Raw genomic sequence first — 18,296 nt, 5'->3', positions numbered from 1 at the left:
GGTTATACCTCCTCGCTCACTTTGACAAATTCAGAAATCGTATGCGTTTCAATATGATCAGAACCATCTCGGTTGCGACTAACGTTCTGTTGGTAGCGATACAAAATGCCTTGCTCCCAGTTGGCTCCCGCCGGTAAGTATTCCCAAGTGGTGTAGTTGATTTCTGCCGGAGTGGTTGACCAGCGCACCATGATGTTCATTTGCGCCAAATTGGCTTTCGGTTCGTCATTGTTTACCCACCACATATCGGCAAACTCGCGGGTGACATCTTGGGTGTATAGGCTTGCATCGGTTGGGCAGGTCTCGGCGCTGCGTGGCAATCGCATCACTTGTTGGGGGCGCATTAACAGACACGATTGTGTCATGGATTGCTGATGGTATTGGGTTTGCTGCCACACGCCGAGGTAGTCGATGTCGTGTTCGCTGGTGTTAGGGTAGGAAAACCACAGCATTTCAGTGCGGTTGCTGTGTTGGATGTGTTTGTTGCGCCCGAGACCTTGTACTTTCTCCATAAAGAGCTCAGTGCTTGGGTCAAAATTCATCGCGACTGAGCGATATTTCCAGTCGCCTTCATCGTCAAAGTCTTCGAGAGAGAAGCCGTTCAAGTCGTTGCGGGTGCATCCTGTGATAGAGCAACCAACAAGGTTAAACCAATCCGCAAATTTGCTAATCGGCTCGACAATATCTTCCGTAATTTGGTGATTCGGCGATATGAAGCAACCTTGAAAATGGTCGCCAACACTCGGGTGTTCAATTAACGAATCTTTGGTGATGGTGAATCGGGTTTCACCAAATGGGGGGCGATATTTGGGGTGATGTTTATAGCGCAGATCGTAGGCACAAGCTCGGCCCTGCCAATCTTTCTTTTTGATCACGATGTTTTTGAACGTGATGCCGCGAGGTTCAAAGATGATCTCATCAGAGGCAAAGTTTTCCTCAATGTACTGCTGGCTTTCGTTCAAGTGATCAATCGCCTCATCGACAGAAACCCAGTCGAGGTTGAGATGTCGTTTAGCGTCATCCAGATAATTGAGATCGAGACTCTTGAGCTGGCTTTGAAAGCGAGGATCAGACAACACACGGTTGGCTAAGACAATTTCCTCACGATTCTCAGGCGTGCTGTCGAGAGAAAGCAGCAGACGCGTCATATTGATGCTGCGACTGGGTTTGGTTGTTGCCATCGTTGGCGTAAGCACTTCTTGGCTCGATAAGGTTGTCAGCAGATAACCTTTGTCATCGTTACCAAGGAAGAAGCTGATCACATCACCTGGTTGGTAATGAAATGCGCCTTGCTGAGTGACTCCGGTGATATTGGAACTGGTTTTGTAATACAGGCCAGTCACTGGAGAGTCGATAAAGTAGCCTTGCTTCAAGGTTGAAGCTGGCGGGTGTGAAGTGGCTGCAGAAGCATCTGCCGCCAAAGTGGACGTAGCCGTCAATGCAGACAGCCAAAATACCACTGAACGTGTATACATCTTGTTTTAAGCCTTATTGGTTGGTGCTGTCCTTAGACGCACAATTTGGCTGACAACTCATTGGTGTAGTTAGGTGCTTCTCTGGCACCGGTGTCATCATCGCCAACAACATTTTTTGTTTTATATGTTTGGGGATATCTGGGTTAGAGAGTATCCGCCTTCGTGTTAGCTCCATCATGGAGTTCACCGAAAGATGTTCGACGTTCTGCCCCTTCGCATGGAAGATGAGGCGAGTCAGTTCGTACATCATATCTTCTGCAATCTTCTTCTCTTGTTGCAGTTGGATATTCTTTTGAATCAATGCATTACCAAATAGCACGCCGGATAAAACCAGAATGGCAGATAATGCTGCAGCCAGCGGACGGCGCTGTACTAAACGCAATGCGCTGTACAACGGCCAATGTTTTTTTTGTTCGATTGGGCGCCGCTCAAGCATGCGCTCAATATCAATTCTTAGTGCTCGAACGTCTGAATAGCGCAATTTTGCGGCAGAGCGTGTCGCGCGTCTAATGACCCAGTAAACATCAGACCAAACGCGCGGTGACGGAAACATCATCGCGAGAATTTTACCCAGAGAGTACACATCGCTTTGCGCCGTCAGAAACTGACCAGTCTGTTGCTCTGGACTGGCAAAGTTTTGGCTAAACGCAATTAATGCCGGTGGGGATTCGCCACCGCTGTTTTGCACTTTCTGCGTCAGGTTGAAATCGAGCAATTTCGGTCGTTTATTTGGGTCAATCAGGATATTTTCAGGCTTGAGATCGGCGTGTAACACATGGTGGTGATGCGCGTGTTCCATTGCCTGACAAATCTGCTTAAACAGCGTGAGCTTCTCATGGTCTGTCAGCGTGACTTCGGCAAGATAATCATCCAATGTTTGGCCAAACACGCGCTCCATGACGATGTAAACCGAGCCGTCATGCAGGCCGCCGTCAAAGACTTTCGCAATATAAGGGTGATTTAAACGTGCTAGTAGCTGCGCTTCATCGAAAAGTGCCCGTTGTCCGAGTACATTACTTAAATTGCTTTGGATGAATTTGATCGCAAGATCTTGCTCGAAGGTCTCATCTGCGCGTTGCGCGGCATAAACGACGCCCATACCACCACGCCCCAACTCATGAGTTAGGCGATACTTACTGATCACTTCGCCACTAAGGTCGATCTCGCTGTTGGTCGCTTGATGAGCGCCAAAGTAAAGCAATTGCGTTAATCGCTCTTCTGGGGCTTCATGGGCTAAAAGGGGCGCGAGTTGAATGTATAGCTCAGGTTGACTCTGTTGCAATTCTTGGAGGTATTGCTGCTTTTGAGAGTCGTCCAGATCAAGAAGATGATAATAAACTTGGGTTTCGCTAGAGCCTAACTGCACAGTGCCTGATATCTTATTGTTTTACGTGCGCTATTTTATAAGAAACTCAATATTAATGTCATTTATTTATTCGTTTTGCGAGTGTTTCTTTAAAAACAACTCTATAACAATAAGTGTATGATTTTATTGTGGATATTATGTTTGGCTTTTGGTGGCTTGTCGGCATCCTGTGTATTCGTCATAATGTTACATGTAACATTATTGATAAATCACATATTTATGGCTCAACAGAATAAAAAAACACGAACGACATTGCAGGATGTCGCAGACCAAGTTGGCGTAACAAAGATGACGGTTTCGCGCTATATGCGCAATCCAGAATCGGTGGCTGAGAAGACCCGCGTGAAAATTGCCGCGGCAATCGAGGAGATGGGGTACATCGAAAATCGCGCCCCCGCGATGTTGTCTAAGTCTTCCAGCAAAGCCATCGGCATCTTACTTCCTTCTCTGTCCAACCAAATTTTTGCTTCCTTTGTTCAGGGCATAGAGACGGTCACTAAGGCTAACGGCTACGAAACACTACTGGCACACTTTAGCTACGATGAGTTGGAGGAAGAGCGCAAAATCGCCTCTTTGCTTTCCTACCAAGTGGATGGGTTGATTTTGACTGAAAGTCACCACACTCCACGCACGTTGCAGATGATCAAAAACGCTGGCGTTCCGGTGGTCGAAACCATGGAATTGCCGCCACAACCGATTGATATGGCTGTGGGCTTGGATCATGAAGACGCTTCGTACAACGCGGTGAAACGTATGTTGGACGCTGGTAAACGCACCATTGTTTATTTCGGTGCGCGTTTGGACACGCGTACCAAACTGCGTATGCAAGGTTACGATCGCGCGATGAATGAAGCCGGACTCGAACCCAAACATGTGTTAACTGGCGTGCACTCCAGTTTCTCCCTTGCGCATGATTTGCTTGAACGCGCACTGGAAACGTACCCAACGCTCGACGGGGTGTTCTGTACCAACGATGACATCGCAATTGGTACTATGCTGAGTGCGCAGCAGCGTGGCATTCAAGTCCCGCAGCAATTAGCGGTGGTGGGTTATAACGCCTTGGATATCGGTCAGACCATCAGTCCGAAGCTGACCAGCGTTGATACGCCGCGTTTCCAAATTGGTGTAAAGAGTGCAGAGCTTTTAATTGCGCGTCTGAAAGGTGAAGCGCAAGAAGAAAAAGTGTTTGATATGGGTTATCAGATCACTTCAGGAGAGAGTGTTTAACTCGCAGTTAACCGCTCTTCGTATTCGCTCATCAATGGTATTGGCAGGTTAGGGTATGGCACATCAGCTGGATGCATTGGATCTCAACTTAATGCGTTTATTAAAAGCCGTGGTGGAAAACCGCAGCATCAAGCTGGCCGCAATGCAGCTTGGCATTTCTCAACCGAGCGCCAGCCGCGGCGTAATGAAGCTTAAGCAAGTGTTTGATGACCCGCTATTTGTGCGTAAAGCGCATGGGGTAGAGCCATCTCCCATGGCGATTCGCCTTGCCGCCGAGTTCGATAACATGATTGCGCCACTAGAAAAAGTGGTGCAAGAGTTTGAAGTATTCGACCCTCAGCAATACCAAGGGCAGATCGCGATTGTAACCGACCCTTATTTGATGGATGAACAAGGGCAGCGATTGCTAACTGGCTGCCATCGAGCGTTCCCTAAAGCGCACTTTGCCTTTTCCAGTTGGAACAGTTACTCGCACGATGAAATGTTAGAGGGCGAGCACGATTACTGCATTCTCGACCAAGAGACCGAGCTGTCGAAAGACATTTACATGCGCCCGTTGTTTGTTGAAAAACGGGTTATTTTGGCACGTAAAAACCACCCGACTTTATCGAAAGTCAGTAATGATTGGGACACGGTGTCCAAACTGCCTCTGGTGTCTCTGCCTGCGCCCGCCTCGTATAAACCACTTTGTACCGTGGAGTCCGAATATCGTCGTATGGGCTATGAGCCAGTGGTGTTACTGAAATCCTACAATTTGCGCGTGGCGTGCCAAATGTTGCAAGAAACCGACGCGATTATGTATGCCAGTCAAAGCTCGGCATTGTTGATGCCGGAACTCGCGTCTTACGCAATGCCACTCGTCAACCGTGAGTTCAGCCAGTTTGTGGTCTCTGGCGGTTTCTTACAAACCAATCGCAACCATCCTTTGCACCGACACTTACATAAAGTGGTACGCCAAACCCTGAAGACGCCATTAATTTTCGCACAGTGATGACGGATTATTGTCTCGCGTCACCGAGATTCTCTGCATAAGATAACCATGAAGAAAATATGTGATTACATAGACAACTCGATCCTATAGATATTCAAAAATGAATATCTCAATTACCTGTCTCTTTTTCCTGCTCAGCGCTAACCTTAGCTCAAATAGTCAGGAGAAGTGGCTCATTTTTATCTTTTTAACTTTTTGAATGTCGATACAGATGCGTGACATTCACCATTCTCCGTTATGCATTTTTTTAATTTCTGATGGAGGATTCATCATGCTAGTTGCACGTCTATTTTTATTGCTCGCCATCGTTGCCGAAGTAGCAGGCACCAGCACAATGTCTCTTATCGGACAAGGGCACGGGTGGTGGGGCTACATCGTGATGTACGTATTGATTGCGGTGTCGTACTACTTCCTCTCGATTGCAGCGAAAAAGATTTCTATCGGCGTGGCATACGCTGTTTGGGAAGGATTGGGTATCTCATTGATCACGGTCGTTTCGATCGTGTTGTTTGATTCTGACTTAAATACCCAAGAGCTGCTTGGTTTGATGTTAGCTGTCATCGGCATCGTTTGTGTGACTTTAGGTGAGTCACACGGTCAATCTAACACCAAGAAAAACGCCGATAAACTGGCAAAAGAACGTTCATTTTCTACAAGTGTAAGGTGTGAATCATGAGTCAATTTTTTACGATGTCATTTGGATTTGTCGTGATGGCTGCCTTGGTCGATATCGTGGCGAACATGGCGCTCACACGTTCTCACGGCTTTAAATACAAAGGCTGGGGCATTACCGCGATTGTGTTGGTACTGGCTGCGTTCACGCTATTGGCGCAAGCGGTGAAAGAGATCGACTTAGCCATTGCTTACGCCTCTTGGGGCGCGATCGGTATCTTAGGTACCGCAGTGGGTGGTGCCTTGCTGTTTAAACAGAAACTCAAGCCAATCGGCTGGTTTGGTATCTTTGTGGTGATTGCTGCGGTCGTGGTGATGAAAACCGCTTAATGCAATCCTCTGAACCCCAGATATCTTCATTCTGAACAGCGAGGGACGAGCAAGGTTCAGAACCTACCAACAAAAAGTGCTGTGACAGAGTTGTTTTCTCTGGCTTCACAGCACGTTGATATTAAATTCCTGATCTTGCTTAGGCTTGTCGAAATGACGAGGTTTTTCTTCTCGCCTTACACAATGAAGCTTGCGCCTTCTTCTGCGCTAGAGACGTTTTGGCGGATCACGCTAAACAAGCCTCGTCCCCATGTTTGTTGGGTAGATTCGGTGTCGAAATGAATCAACTCGCGACCAGTGGTATCGCTTAAGTTGTTCAGTTCGCCCGTTTGGCAATCCAGACGAATCAAATCGCCGTTGCGCACCAAACCAATCGCGCCACCACGAATGGCTTCTGGAGAAACATGAATCGCAGACGGAATTTTACCTGAAGCGCCAGATAAACGACCGTCAGTAACCAGCGCCACTTTAAAGCCCGCTTTTTGCACGTTACCTAAAATTGGCATCAGCTTGTGCAGTTCAGGCATGCCGTTTGCCGCTGGGCCGTTGTGTGTGACCACAACGATGCAATCTTTGTTCAGCTCACCACGTTTGTACGCAGCTTCCACTTCATGTTGGCATTGGAATACGATCGCAGGTGCAACAATCACGCGTTGCTCTTCTTTCACCGCAGACACTTTCACCACGGCTTTACCCAAGTTGCCAGTCAGTACGCGAGTGCCGCCAGTGTTTTGGAAAGTGGCGTCCGGTTTGGCGATCACGTCACCGTCTTGGCTGCCTTGGCACGGTGTCCAAGTCAGTTGGCCATCGATAAGGCTCGGTAGCGTCATTTGGTCTTCAAATTCACCAAACACGGGTTTCACATCGCGATGCAAAAGCTCGGATTGGTTCAAGCGGTGCAATAACGCAGGCACGCCCCCCGCGTCTTGGAACGCGTTCATATCGGCTGGGCCGTTCGGGTAAACGCGAGCTAACAAAGGAACCACATCCGACAGATCGCTGATGTCTTGCCACGTGAGCAAGATGCCAGCAGCACGCGCCACGGCGATCATATGAATGGTGTGATTGGTGCTGCCGCCAGATGCAAGTAGAGCGATGATGCCGTTGACCAAGCTCTTTTCTGTGACCACTTCTGCCAACGGACGGAAGTGTGCAGAACCCGCCGTCATTGAGGCGATTTTCAGAGCCGCGTGATCGGTTAACGCTTTACGCAGTTGGGTATGGGGATGAATGAATGCCGAACCTGGCAGCATCAAGCCCATGGCTTCGAACACCAACTGGTTGGTGTTGGCTGTGCCGTAAAACGTACACGTACCCGCAGAGTGGTAAGCGCGACACTCCATATCCAGCAGAGCGTCTTTGCCGACTTCACCCGCTGCGTATTTTTGGCGCACGTCGACTTTCTCTTCGTTGCTGATGCCTGTTGCCATCAGACCCGCTGGTACAAACGCAGTCGGCAGGTGCGCGTAAGACAGTGCGCCCATCAGTTGCCCCGGGGCGATTTTGTCACAGATGCCAAGCAGTAATGTGGCATCAAAGACATTGTGGCTCAAAGACAACGCCGTTGATTGCGCAATTAAGTCACGCGAAAACAGCGACATATCCATGCCGGCTTGACCTTGAGTCACCCCATCGCACATCGCTGGCACACAACCTGCGACTTGCGCTGTATGTCCGTAGTCCGCCAGCACTTGTTTGATTTGCGCTGGGTAGTCTTGGTACGGCTGGTGGGCGCTCAACATGTCGTTGTAGGCGCTGATCAGCGCGACATTGGCATGAGTAAAATCGAGAATATTTTTCTTTTCAGAAGAGCAAGATGCGGCGACTGCATGAGCTAAGTTACCACAAGATAAACCAACACGGCCTTTGCCAGCTTCGGCTTGCACTTCGGTGCGAGCAAGAAACGCAGCGCGCGCTTCACGGCTGCGCTCGGTCAAACGTTGTGTGACCTCAAGAACAACAGAGTGAGTCATTACGCCACCTCGATCGCTTGCATTTTGATTAGCTCAGCGGCAGAGCGTTCCACCACGTCGCTGATGTCTCCGTCGATACTGACGATCAGAGTTTGAGGCTCGTTGTCTGGGCGCTCTAGCGTCTCGAATTGGCTCTTCACCATGTTTTCTTTCATGAAGTGGCCTTTGCGCATACGCATGCGATTAAGGATCAACTCCATATCGCCATCAAGGAACAGGAAGGTCACGTTGTCGTTGCCTTCGCGGATCTGATCGCGGTAAATCTTTTTCAGTGCTGAACAGACAATAATGCCGTGTTCGTTTTTGCTTTCTAGGCTGTACGCCGCATCACGAATGCGTTCTAGCCATGGCTTGCGATCATCATCGTTCAGAGGCTGGCCCGATGCCATTTTCTGAATGTTCGCTCGTGGATGAAGATCATCACCATCAATGAATTTACGCCCTAGCTTTTTCGCTAGATGCTCACCAATTGTGCTTTTACCACTAGCACAAACGCCCATAACGATGACACTACTACCAGCCATAACTTATCCTCATAACCAAATTTGCGCGTGATCTCAATTTTTGAATTCACTTTAAAATATGGGTTTATCTTATTCATGTTATCGGCAACATGTTACCGGTAACTGAAATAAATGTGAACCATAACACAAACAATAATTCTTAAAGGTGAACCTATGGAGCAATTAACCCAAGCCCCAGATCCTACGTTCCTACTGACGATTGCAGGCCTTGCCATTGCAGCGTTACTCGTTCTGATCATTAAACTGAAAGTCCATGCTTTTGCTTCCCTTACTATGGTGAGTTTAGGCACAGCAATCGCCACTGGCGTTCCTTCTGAGAAAGTCGTATCGACCATGATGGGCGGCTTCGGCGGCACACTGGCTTCCGTGGCATTGCTGGTTGGTCTTGGTGCGATGATCGGTAAAATTCTTGAAGTGACTGGCGGTGCGAAAGTGCTGGCAGACACTTTGATTGGTCGCTTTGGTAAAGAGCGCGCACCATTTGCTTTGGGCGTCGCTTCATTACTGTTTGGCTTCCCAATCTTCTTCGATGCTGGCCTTGTAGTGATGATGCCAATCATCCTAAGTGTGGCGGCTCGTTTTGGTGGCTCACCAATTAAATACGCGTTGCCTGCAGCTGGTGCTTTTGCGGTTATGCACGCGTTTGTTCCACCACACCCAGGTCCGGTTGCAGCGGCAGAATTCCTTGGCGCAAACATCGGTCTGCTATTGGTGGTGGGTATTTTGGTTGCTATTCCAACTTGGTACCTTGGCGCTTACCTATTTGGTTTGTACGCGGGCAAAAAATTCGATATCCCACTATCTAAAGCCTTCTTTAATGGCGAAGCGATGGTGGATGAGCGCAACGCACCAAAATTTGGCACGGTTATGACCATCCTTGTGCTGCCAGTCCTGCTAATCTGTTTGGATACGGTATTGAACACACTGGCGGTTGCAGGTTTGATTGATGGCAAAACGGCACTGGTTGAGTTCCTACGTATGCTAGGTAAAACCCCAGTCGCGTTGCTGATTACTTTGGTTGTCTGTCTGGCTGTGTTTGCCAAAGACTACGGCATGGCAAAACTAGAAAAATTGTGTGGTGAGTCATTGGCTCCAATCTGTGGCGTTATCCTAGTAACGGGTGCTGGTGGCATGTTTGGCGGCGTACTGCGCTCAAGCGGCATCGGTGATGCACTGGCTGACGTTCTTACAGACACAGGTATGCCTGTGATTGTGGCGGCGTTTGTGATTTCAACCTGTCTACGTGTTGCTCAAGGCTCGGCAACGGTAGCGCTAACCACTACGGCGGCTCTTATCGCGCCAGTTGTGGCTGCATCAACAGGTTTGAGTGAACTAGACCTTTGCTTTATCGTAATCGCGATTGCGGGTGGTGCAACGGTACTGTCTCACTTCAATGACTCTGGTTTCTGGTTGGTCTCTCGTCTGCTTGAGATGGATGAGAAAACCACATTAAAAACTTGGACGGTAATGGAAACGTTACTTGGCGGTATCGCGTTTATTATCGTCGCAACATTAAGCTTTATTCTTTAGAGGTTCCCCATGACAACACTTGAACAACGATTAAGAGAAATCAAAATCGTCCCAGTTATCGCAATCAACGACGTAGCACACGCTCTGCCACTGGCAAAAGTGTTGGTAGAAAACGGTTTACCATGTGCGGAAGTGACATTCCGCACCGAAGCTGCGGCGGAGTCGATTCGCATCATGCGTGAAGCGTACCCAGAATTGTTGATTGGCGCGGGCACCGTTCTGACCACAGAACAAGTGGATATCGCCATCGAAGCGGGTGTGGACTTTATCGTTAGCCCAGGCTTCAACCCAACCACAGTGAAATACTGTCAGCAACGTGGCGTGACTATCGTACCGGGTGTAAACAACCCAAGCTTGGTTGAGCAAGCGATGGAAATGGGTTTGCGTACGTTGAAGTTCTTCCCTGCTGAGCCATCAGGCGGCGTAAACATGCTGAAAGCACTGACGGCGGTTTACCCAGTTGAATTCATGCCAACAGGTGGCGTAAGCCCATCCAACGTGGAAGATTACCTAGCGCTGAAATCGGTTGTAGCTTGTGGCGGTACTTGGATGGTGCCAACCGCAATGATGGACAACGGCGATTGGGAAGGTATTGCTGAATTGGTTCGTGCAGTTAAGTAAAACGCACAAACGGCTCCGAAATACCCCCAGAACGTTAGAAAAAGTGATACGAAAAAGGGTCATCAAGTTACTTGATGACCCTTTTGCTTTTTGGAATGAAACGGCTTTAGAAGTGATGCTTCATAAAGCGCTTAATAAAGCGAATGAAATCTGCTTCGGCTAGCTTCGCGCACTTCAATGTTTGGGCGTGAGACAGTTCTACATCTCCCAAACCTTCTGCCATGTTGGTGATCGCACACACTGCCAATACGGGTAAGCCGCAATGCGCCGCAGAAATCACTTCTGGCACGACCGACATGCCCACTACATCACCACCGATGATTTGCATCATGCGGATTTCGGCTGCGGTCTCAAAGTTGGGGCCTGTGTAAGAGACAAACACACCTTCATTCAGGTGAATGCCATTGGCTTTGCCGACTTCAAACGCTTCTGCACGCAGGTCTTTGTCGTACGCATTGGCGAGGCTGAAGAACCTCGGGCCGTACTCTTCATCATTCGGACCGATCATTGGCGACTCAGGCATGGTATTGATGTGATCATGAAATACCACCAGAGAACCGACATCGATGCGTTCAGGGCGAAGTGAGCCTGCCGCGTTGGTGACGAGCAGAAACTCACAGCCCAGCTTTTTAAAGGTGCGCACGGGCGTGGTCATGACCTTCATTGAGCCGTGTTCGTAGTAGTGACCGCGACCTTTCATGCACACTACGTCTACGCCGCCCATGGTACCAAGCACCAACTCACCAGAGTGGCCTTGCACGGTGCTAACCGGAAAGCCTTCGAGCTCTTCGTATGGAATGACCACTTTGTCTTGTAGTTCGTCTGCCAATACGCCTAAGCCTGAGCCTAAAATAAACGCCGCTTTAGGTTGGAAGTTTGGTTTGCGTTCACGAATGGTTTGTAGCGCGTCGATTACTGGATCGTGATTCATGTTAGTCACCTTCTGGTTGTGTGTTGATTCCATTGTGTGACTTTCTGCGCTGGTTATCTTTGCTTTATTCGCTACTATCATCCTTAAAAAGAGGATGATGAAATTCGCTAGGACTCAATGCATGAAGTCAGAACCATTTGAGCGCGTGACGCTGAAGATGCTGCGTTACTTTTACGAGGTCGCACAAACCAAGCATTTCACTAAGGCGGCCGAGAATCTCAATATCACCAATTCGCCGTTGAGCAATCGCATCAAAGAGTTGGAAGAGGTGCTTAACGTCAAACTGTTTGAGCGTGATTCAAGAAACGTCATGCTGACGGAGGCCGGGCGATTGTTGGAGTCCAAATGCCAACTGATTTTTCAGACCTTGGATGTCTCGCTCAATCAAGTGCAGCAAGTGGGGTTGAACCAGAGAAATATCCTGCGAGTTGGTGTGGTAAGTAGCGCATTTTGGGGCGGATTTGATCGTCTGTTGCAGGGCTTCCATGCTGAGCATGACACTTATCACGCCGACATTTTTGACCTCAACCCAGAGACGCAAAAGAAGCATCTGAGCGAGAAGAAAATTGATGTGGGCATTGTGCGTTTTGCCGATGCACTCAACATTTATCCGTATCAGTCGGTATCTTTGGGCAAAGATGTGTTTGTGGTGGCGGTGTCGGAGCAACATGAGTTAGCCAGCAAATCTTTGCTGCGGCTCCAAGATTTAAAGACGTGTGAGTTTGCGTTTATGAGTTTGGCGAATTCAGCCTCGGCAAACTTCATCATCAATGCCTGTCTGCAAGAAGGCTTTTCACCCCATATTGGCAAACAAGTGGTGGAGCCAAGCACCTTGATGGCGTATGTGGCAAACAGCAATACCGTGACGTTGGTGCCGTCGACGTTTTCTCAGCATCATTGGCATGGAATTCGTTTTATCAAGCTGAAAGAATCACTGCGTGCAGACTTATGTCTGATTCATGACGGTAAGCAGGAGAGTGCTATCAAAGCCGAGTTTATTCGCACGTTATTGGAGAATGCGAGTTAAGCATGGGCTAACAAAAAAAGGTCACCCTAAGGTGACCTTTTCAAATGATTCGCTGAAATCAGCAATGCGATTAGCGCGCAATTAACGCATCGTTACGAACTCTTCTGAGCCCGTTGGGTGGATAGCCACAACAGAGTCGAAGTCTGCTTTGGTTGCGCCCATCTTCATTGCTACGCCGAAGCCTTGGATCATTTCATCTACCGTGAAACCGATGCCGTGTAGACCAACCACCGTTTCTTCTTCGCCCGCACATACAAGCTTCATCTTACATGGTTGACGGTGCTTAGTAACGGCGGTGTACATCGCCGTAAAGCCAGATGTGTAGACTTTGATGTTGTCTTTGCCGTACTTCTCTTCCGCTTCTTGCGTTGTAAGACCGATAGTGCCGATGGGTGGGTGGCTAAATACCACAGTTGGTACCAAATCGTAGTCCATCTTCGCGTTTGGTTTGTTGTTGAACAGACGCTCAGAAAGTTGACGACCCGCTTTCACGGCTACTGGCGTTAGCTCGATACCGCCTTCCATGATGTCACCCACACAGTAGATGCCTTTCACGTTGGTTTCTTGGTATTCGTCTACCTTAATGTAGCCTTTTTCGTTCGTTGCAACGCCAGTTGACGCTAGGTTGATTGCATCAGTTGCTGGGTGACGACCGATTGCCCAAATCAGTTGGTCAACGTTTTGACTCTCACCGTTTTCTAGGTGCAGAGTTAGGCTGCCATCGGCTTCTTTTACCACTTCTTTTGGTACAGAATGGGTGTGCAGTGTTGGGCCTTCTGCTTCCATCACTTCAACCAACGTATCGATGATCATAGGGTCGAAGCTACGCAGTGGTGACTCTTTACGTACGAACAGGTGCGTTTCTGTACCTAGTGCGTGCAGCACGCCAGCAATTTCAACTGCGATGTAGCCTGCGCCCACAACCGCAACGCGTTTTGGTTGCTCTGCTAGGTCGAAGAAGCCGTTTGAATCGATGCCGTATTCAGCGCCTGGAATGTTTGGAATAGTAGGACGACCACCAACCGCGATCAGGATGTGATCCGCTGTGTAGTGTTCACCGTTTACTTCGACGGTTTTCTCGTCAACGAACTTAGCAAAGCCTTTAATCACGTTAACTTTGTTGTTGCCAAGAACGCGATCGTAAGATTGGTGAATACGACCAATGTACGCCTGACGGCTCTCAACCAGTTTGCTCCAGTCGAAACCTTTCACGTCGACATCAAAACCGTAATCTTCTGCGTACAGGTTCATTGCTTCTGCGATTTGTGCGCCGTGCCACATCACTTTCTTCGGTACACAACCTACGTTTACACAGGTACCACCGAGATCTTGAGCTTCGATTAGCGCAACTTTCGCGCCGTACATCGCCGCACGGTTTGCAGATGCGATGCCGCCACTGCCGCCACCGATACAGATATAGTCAAAATGAGTCGCCATTACTTTCTCCAAGAGCTTATAAATTTTATCTGGTACATAGATAGATTGGGATGACCTTGCCTGAACTCAATGCCACCGTTATCCCACTATCATAAATCGAATGTAACGAATTCCTAAATGGGAAAAAGTGACATTGCTTATGACAAATAGCGATGAGAGGTACAAAAAGAAGAATAAGCGCGATCAGACGGCGGGGTTGAGAGTATAAAAAAACGCAACGAGAATGTCGTTGCGCTGAGAGGTTTCGGTGCAGAAGTGCTTACTCTGGCACAATCCAGTCCACTTTCCAGTGGCCGGTGGCTGGTGCGATCGCGTCTTGCAGGAATGGCAGAATCTCTTTCATCTGGCTTTCCAGTTTCCACGGTGGGTTAATCACAATCATGCCGGATGCCGTCATGCCGCGCTCGTTGGTATCTGGTGCGACACCTAACTCGATTTGCAGAATTTTACGAATGCCGAGGCTTTCTAGACCTTCAATCATGTCTTCGATGTCGTGACGGTTTACCACTGGGTACCAAATCGCGTAGATGCCCGTTGCCCAACGTTTGTGACTTTGGTAAATCGCTTGCACCACATCGCGGTACTCTTTAGCTAGCTCGTATGGCGGGTCAATCAGTACCAAGCCACGACGTTCTTGCGGTGGTAGGCTGCCTTTTAGACGCTTAAAGCCGTCTTCTTTGTAGATGCTGACTTGGCGGTCGCGATGGAATTCTTGCTCCAGCAATGGATGATCGGCTGGGTGCAGTTCTGTCAGCACCATGCGGTCTTGTGGGCGGATTTGCGCACGCGCCACGCGCGGTGAGCCTGGGTAGTAACGCAGCTTATCGCCGTTGTTGAGTGCTTTGATTGCATCGATGTAGCTTTTGATGTCTTCAGGAATGTTTGGGTTATCCCAAATACGAGCGATGCCTTGTTTGTATTCGCCCGTTTTCTCAGACCATTCGTGAGTCAGATCGTAACGGCCCACACCCGAGTGGGTATCGTGATAAACGAATGGCTTATCTTTTTGTTTCAGCGCATCAAGAATGAGGCTTTGAACGATGTGTTTGACCACGTCGGCATGGTTGCCAGCGTGGAAGCTGTGGCGGTAACTTAACAAATTAAACTCTCGAAACACTCTTTGGCTGAGTGTGGTCTGTGATTTCAGATACAATAAATTTTCGCTGTGTTGAGGGTATTATACCCAACATCCTTGCAGATGCAGAATCTCCGTTTGATTTTGCGCGACTTAAAATGTACTCACTATTGAAATCTCTTTAAGTCACCCATACTTACTAAACATATTGAACCTAAGTGGGATCGCAGTGCTCCAATAGAGTGCTCTGCCACTTAGGCAGAATAAGACTCAAGGACAGAGCAAGCTCTCGTTGATCATCTGGTCATCGCAGCATAGAGAAAGGGAACGGAGCTCCCCCAATCCATGTTGTCGGCTTACTTGTGCATTGGGTCGGCCTATTTTATGGGCAGTCATAGAGCCAAAACACAAAAGGAATTATTCATGTCTAATCCACTTCTAACGTTTACGGACCTACCTCCGTTTTCGCAAATCAAACCAGAACACATTAAACCTGCTGTCGAGCAGGCGATTGCAGATTGTCGCGCCAAAGTTGAAGAGGTGCTTAAAGACAACACCAACCCAACTTGGGAAAATGTGATTGCTCCTCTAGAAGAAATTGATGACCGCCTGAGCCGCATTTGGTCGCCAGTTGGTCACATGAACTCTGTGGTGAACAGCGAAGCTCTGCGTGAAGCGTACGAAAGCTGCCTACCAATTTTGTCGGAATACGGCACTTGGGTTGGTCAGCACAAAGGCCTGTACGAAGCGTACAAAACCATCAAAGCGAGCGAAGAATTTGCAACGCTAACGCGTGCCCAGCAGAAAACCATCACCGATGCGCTACGTGACTTCGAATTGTCGGGCATCGGCTTGCCATCAGACGAGCAGCACCGTTACGGCGAGATCAGCAAACGCATGTCTGAGCTGAGCTCTAAATTCTCCAACAATGTGCTGGATGCCACCATGGGTTGGACCAAGCACATCACGGATGAGAAAGACCTCGCGGGTATGCCAGAATCGGCGTTGGCAGCAGCAAAAGCCGCTGCAGAAGCAAAAGAGCTCGATGGCTACCTGATCACGCTGGATATCCCATCTTACCTACCTGTCATGACGTACTGCGACAACCAAGAGTTGCGTAAAGAAGTGTACGAAGCGTACGTGACGCGCGCTTCTGATCGTGGTCCAAACGCAGGCAAATGGGATAACTCAGAAATCATTACTGAGCAGCTGAAACTGCGTCATGAAATCGCACGTATGCTGGGCTTCAACACCTTCAGTGAGAAGTCGTTGGCGACGAAAATGGCAGAAACTCCGGCTCAAGTGCTTGGCTTCCTAAATGACTTAGCGACACGTGCGAAACCGCAGGGTGAGCGCGAAATTGAAGAGTTGCGTCAGTTTACTAAGGGCGAATTTGGCGTTGAAGAGCTGAACGTGTGGGATATCGCTTACTACAGCGAGAAGCAAAAACAGCACTTGTTCCAAATCTCGGACGAAGAGCTGCGCCCATACTTCCCAGAGTCAAAAGTCGTGAGCGGTCTGTTTGAAGTGTTAAACCGCGTGTTTGGCATGACCGTTACTGAGCGTGAAGGCGTAGACACTTGGCACGAATCTGTGCGCTTTTTCGATATCTTTGATGCTGAAGGCACACTCCGTGGCAGTTTCTACCTAGATCTCTACGCTCGTGAACACAAACGTGGCGGCGCGTGGATGGATGACTGTCGTGGTCGTCGTATTACGTTATCTGGTGAACTGCAAACGCCGGTTGCGTACCTAACCTGTAACTTCAACCGTCCAGTAGGCGACAAGCCAGCACTGTTTACGCACGATGAAGTTGTGACACTTTTCCATGAATTTGGTCACGGCATCCACCACATGCTGACGCAGGTAGAAACTGGCGCGGTATCAGGTATTAATGGCGTACCTTGGGATGCGGTTGAGCTACCAAGTCAGTTCCTAGAAAACTGGTGTTGGGAAGAAGACGCGCTGGCGTTCATTTCTGGTCACTACGAAACGGGCGAGCCGCTACCAAAAGTGATGCTAGACAAAATGCTCGCGGCGAAAAACTTCCAATCTGCGATGGGTATTTTGCGTCAGCTAGAATTCGGCTTGTTCGACTTCACGCTTCACACCGAATATGACCCAGAAGTGGGTGCACGTGTGCTGGAAACCTTGGCAGAAGTGAAAGAGAAAGTGGCGGTTGTTCCAGCGGTTGAATGGGCGCGTTTCTCACACAGCTTCGGTCACATCTTCGCTGGTGGTTACAGCGCGGGTTACTACAGCTACCTATGGGCAGAAGTGTTGTCGTCAGACGCATTCTCTCGTTTTGAAGAAGAAGGTATCTTCAACAAAGAGACGGGTCAAAGCTTCCTGAACAACATTCTAGAAATGGGTGGCAGTGAAGAGCCAATGGAGCTGTTTAAGCGCTTCCGTGGTCGTGAACCACAAATCGATGCACTGCTGCGCCATTCGGGTATTGCGGCGTAAATTGAGCAAAAAACACCAAGGCCAACCGTTCGGTTGGCCTTTTTTGTACATTTTTTATAAAAAATTTTACGGATTCACGTTGCGGTTGATCGGGTTTTGCAACGATATCAATGTCTCCGTGGACTGAACCTCATCAATGGCTTGCAGCTTATCAATCAGCACAAATTGCAGTTCTTCAATCGATTTGCACATCAATTTGACGAATATGTTATACGCGCCTGTGGTGTAGTAAGCTTCCACTACCTCATCGAGAGCATTGAGTTTTTCTAACGCGGAATGGTAGTCACGCGCCGCGTTAAGGTTAATACCAATAAAGCAACACACATCGTAGCCGAGCTTCTTGGTATTTACGATCACCTCCGTACCCTCGATTATGTCAGCCGATTTCATTTTCTCGATACGCACATGAATGGTGGCAGGGCTGACATCGAACTGCTTAGCCATTTCGGCGTAAGGCGTTCTGGCGTCTGCCATAAGTGTTTTTAAGATTGCGCGGTCAAGGTCGTCGAGTTTCGGCAGGCTCGCATTCATACTATTATTTCCGTTGGGTATGAGAGTTATGTCTTTTTTATACTCACAGCGGACACGATTCACAAGGTTTGGCAGGGGTAACTGCGGGTTAACTCCGATGCTATGGAGAGAATGTGCAGC

Annotated in this window: 16 protein-coding genes; 8 read left to right on the top strand and 8 right to left on the bottom strand. The window is 48.8% G+C overall.

Features of this window, described 5'->3' with window-relative positions; all coding sequences use genetic code 11:
* Positions 1-2 precede the first annotated feature (2 nt).
* On the bottom strand, positions 3-1,475 hold the full coding sequence (locus ACF8EG_RS09910) for a hypothetical protein (protein ID WP_025629245.1): 1,473 nt from the start codon (positions 1,473-1,475) through the stop codon (positions 3-5).
* Positions 1,476-1,488: 13 nt separating this feature from the next.
* Positions 1,489-2,841 (bottom strand): serine/threonine-protein kinase, encoded by a 1,353-nt coding sequence (locus ACF8EG_RS09905; protein ID WP_023583852.1) that lies wholly within the window; start codon positions 2,839-2,841, stop codon positions 1,489-1,491.
* A 219-nt stretch (positions 2,842-3,060) separates the two neighbouring features.
* Here ACF8EG_RS09905 and ACF8EG_RS09900 point away from each other — a divergent pair, with 219 nt between their 5' ends.
* The 4 genes from ACF8EG_RS09900 (at position 3,061) to ACF8EG_RS09885 (ending at position 6,061) form a co-directional block, all read left to right on the top strand.
* Positions 3,061-4,068, top strand: a complete 1,008-nt coding sequence (locus tag ACF8EG_RS09900) for a substrate-binding domain-containing protein (protein ID WP_005496635.1) — start codon at positions 3,061-3,063, stop codon at positions 4,066-4,068.
* Positions 4,069-4,123: 55 nt separating this feature from the next.
* Positions 4,124-5,059, top strand: coding sequence for a LysR family transcriptional regulator (locus ACF8EG_RS09895; RefSeq protein WP_069506317.1), 936 nt, complete (start codon positions 4,124-4,126; stop codon positions 5,057-5,059).
* A gap of 271 nt (positions 5,060-5,330) precedes the next feature.
* Complete coding sequence (locus ACF8EG_RS09890; protein WP_069506323.1) at positions 5,331-5,735, top strand: SMR family transporter; 405 nt, start codon at positions 5,331-5,333, stop codon at positions 5,733-5,735.
* A complete protein-coding gene (locus tag ACF8EG_RS09885) occupies positions 5,732-6,061 on the top strand; it encodes an SMR family transporter (protein WP_053807555.1) in 330 nt (109 codons plus the stop codon). The genes ACF8EG_RS09890 and ACF8EG_RS09885 overlap by 4 nt, the downstream gene beginning before the upstream one ends.
* A 176-nt stretch (positions 6,062-6,237) precedes the next feature.
* Here the strand turns inward: ACF8EG_RS09885 and edd are convergent, their stop codons facing one another.
* Positions 6,238-8,034 carry a phosphogluconate dehydratase gene (gene edd / locus ACF8EG_RS09880; RefSeq protein ID WP_025501098.1) on the bottom strand — a complete coding sequence of 599 codons (1,797 nt, stop codon included), beginning with the start codon at positions 8,032-8,034 and terminating at the stop codon, positions 6,238-6,240.
* Positions 8,034-8,558 carry a gluconokinase gene (locus ACF8EG_RS09875; RefSeq protein WP_005467756.1) on the bottom strand — a complete coding sequence of 175 codons (525 nt, stop codon included), beginning with the start codon at positions 8,556-8,558 and terminating at the stop codon, positions 8,034-8,036. Before ACF8EG_RS09875 ends, edd begins: the two co-directional genes overlap by 1 nt.
* A 153-nt stretch (positions 8,559-8,711) precedes the next feature.
* Between ACF8EG_RS09875 and ACF8EG_RS09870 the strand changes: the two genes are divergently transcribed.
* Entirely contained in the window at positions 8,712-10,088 is a 1,377-nt protein-coding gene (locus ACF8EG_RS09870; protein ID WP_021486891.1) for a GntP family permease, read from the top strand.
* A gap of 9 nt (positions 10,089-10,097) precedes the next feature.
* Entirely contained in the window at positions 10,098-10,709 is a 612-nt protein-coding gene (locus ACF8EG_RS09865) for a bifunctional 4-hydroxy-2-oxoglutarate aldolase/2-dehydro-3-deoxy-phosphogluconate aldolase (RefSeq protein ID WP_005394384.1), read from the top strand.
* Between the two features lie 106 nt (positions 10,710-10,815).
* On the opposite strand, the gene xapA is transcribed toward ACF8EG_RS09865, so the two are convergent.
* Complete coding sequence (gene xapA / locus ACF8EG_RS09860) at positions 10,816-11,640, bottom strand: xanthosine phosphorylase (RefSeq protein WP_021822698.1); 825 nt, start codon at positions 11,638-11,640, stop codon at positions 10,816-10,818.
* Positions 11,641-11,761: 121 nt separating this feature from the next.
* Here xapA and ACF8EG_RS09855 point away from each other — a divergent pair, with 121 nt between their 5' ends.
* Complete coding sequence (locus ACF8EG_RS09855; protein ID WP_025611398.1) at positions 11,762-12,667, top strand: LysR family transcriptional regulator; 906 nt, start codon at positions 11,762-11,764, stop codon at positions 12,665-12,667.
* An 81-nt stretch (positions 12,668-12,748) separates the two neighbouring features.
* Here ACF8EG_RS09855 and gorA read toward each other — a convergent pair whose 3' ends face one another.
* The gene (gorA, locus tag ACF8EG_RS09850; RefSeq protein ID WP_005478739.1) at positions 12,749-14,104 is read right to left on the bottom strand and encodes a glutathione-disulfide reductase; all 1,356 of its coding nucleotides are present in this window, start codon (positions 14,102-14,104) and stop codon (positions 12,749-12,751) included.
* Between the two features lie 259 nt (positions 14,105-14,363).
* Positions 14,364-15,203: a 23S rRNA (adenine(2030)-N(6))-methyltransferase RlmJ gene (locus ACF8EG_RS09845; RefSeq protein WP_005478729.1), complete on the bottom strand. Its 840-nt coding sequence runs from the start codon at positions 15,201-15,203 to the stop codon at positions 14,364-14,366.
* Positions 15,204-15,602: 399 nt separating this feature from the next.
* On the opposite strand from ACF8EG_RS09845, the gene prlC reads away from it, so the two are divergent.
* Positions 15,603-17,645 (top strand): oligopeptidase A, encoded by a 2,043-nt coding sequence (gene prlC / locus ACF8EG_RS09840; protein WP_025441126.1) that lies wholly within the window; start codon positions 15,603-15,605, stop codon positions 17,643-17,645.
* A gap of 66 nt (positions 17,646-17,711) precedes the next feature.
* Here the strand turns inward: prlC and asnC are convergent, their stop codons facing one another.
* Positions 17,712-18,176, bottom strand: a complete 465-nt coding sequence (gene asnC, locus ACF8EG_RS09835) for a transcriptional regulator AsnC (RefSeq protein ID WP_005465258.1) — start codon at positions 18,174-18,176, stop codon at positions 17,712-17,714.
* Positions 18,177-18,296: the final 120 nt, after the last annotated feature.

It is taken from the genome of Vibrio sp. YQ_11, assembly GCF_043103065.1.
Classification (GTDB): Bacteria; Pseudomonadota; Gammaproteobacteria; order Enterobacterales; family Vibrionaceae; genus Vibrio; species Vibrio parahaemolyticus.
This window is presented reverse-complemented; position numbering and strand designations above follow the sequence as displayed.

Bases quoted from the DNA above. Each gene is read 5' to 3' on its own strand.
- edd (WP_025501098.1), bottom strand. From the start codon at position 8,034: ATGACTCACTCTGTTGTTCTTGAGGTCACACAACGTTTGACCGAGCGC.
- ACF8EG_RS09890 (WP_069506323.1), top strand. From the start codon at position 5,331: ATGCTAGTTGCACGTCTATTTTTATTGCTCGCCATCGTTGCCGAAGTA.
- ACF8EG_RS09895 (WP_069506317.1), top strand. From the start codon at position 4,124: ATGGCACATCAGCTGGATGCATTGGATCTCAACTTAATGCGTTTATTA.
- ACF8EG_RS09900 (WP_005496635.1), top strand. From the start codon at position 3,061: ATGGCTCAACAGAATAAAAAAACACGAACGACATTGCAGGATGTCGCA.
- xapA (WP_021822698.1), bottom strand. From the start codon at position 11,640: ATGAATCACGATCCAGTAATCGACGCGCTACAAACCATTCGTGAACGC.
- asnC (WP_005465258.1), bottom strand. From the start codon at position 18,176: ATGAATGCGAGCCTGCCGAAACTCGACGACCTTGACCGCGCAATCTTA.
- ACF8EG_RS09865 (WP_005394384.1), top strand. From the start codon at position 10,098: ATGACAACACTTGAACAACGATTAAGAGAAATCAAAATCGTCCCAGTT.
- ACF8EG_RS09875 (WP_005467756.1), bottom strand. From the start codon at position 8,558: ATGGCTGGTAGTAGTGTCATCGTTATGGGCGTTTGTGCTAGTGGTAAA.
- ACF8EG_RS09855 (WP_025611398.1), top strand. From the start codon at position 11,762: ATGAAGTCAGAACCATTTGAGCGCGTGACGCTGAAGATGCTGCGTTAC.
- ACF8EG_RS09870 (WP_021486891.1), top strand. From the start codon at position 8,712: ATGGAGCAATTAACCCAAGCCCCAGATCCTACGTTCCTACTGACGATT.
- ACF8EG_RS09910 (WP_025629245.1), bottom strand. From the start codon at position 1,475: ATGTATACACGTTCAGTGGTATTTTGGCTGTCTGCATTGACGGCTACG.
- ACF8EG_RS09885 (WP_053807555.1), top strand. From the start codon at position 5,732: ATGAGTCAATTTTTTACGATGTCATTTGGATTTGTCGTGATGGCTGCC.
- gorA (WP_005478739.1), bottom strand. From the start codon at position 14,104: ATGGCGACTCATTTTGACTATATCTGTATCGGTGGCGGCAGTGGCGGC.
- prlC (WP_025441126.1), top strand. From the start codon at position 15,603: ATGTCTAATCCACTTCTAACGTTTACGGACCTACCTCCGTTTTCGCAA.